Consider the following 494-nt stretch of genomic DNA (forward strand, 5'->3'; position numbering starts at 1 on the left):
GGTCCGTCGCCAGCATGGAATACACGTCACGCCGGCTCACGCCGTCGGCCATCAGTGCAATTTCAAGGTTGTAACGCGCGCCCTTGCGCAGGCCGCGTTTCCCCGGGAAGCGCTGCACATCCCAAAAGTCGGCCCATTTGCGGGGTGATTCTTTAAAACGACTGCCATCAAAAGCCATGATGGTTGACCAGACAAATGCGCCGACCCCGCAATCTTGCACTGCGCCCGGCAGCAACAGGCTTGCGTGCGGTAGGGTGCTGCGGTCAAAACGTTCAAAAAGGCCAGATTCACAACCGGTTTTGAGATCGGTGGATTCCACTTCCACCACGTCCCAGGTGACCTTCTTGTCCTGAACCATGCTGCGGATGGCATCGAGACCGCCGGTGTACTCCACGCCGGTGACTTCCGTTTTTTGCTCTCGTGCGAAGGGTTTGAGGAACGCTGCGCTCTGCGCTTTGCCATTGGCGCCACCAAAGTTGGCGACGGTCAGTCCC

Annotated in this window: 1 protein-coding gene; it reads right to left on the bottom strand. The window is 58.7% G+C overall.

Annotated features, from left to right (window positions below):
• Window positions 1–494: extracellular solute-binding protein (locus AC1D1Y_RS26250; protein ID WP_477684929.1), on the bottom strand; the 494-nt coding region annotated here is incomplete at both ends.

It is taken from the genome of Polaromonas sp. P1_G1 (genome assembly GCF_056405595.1).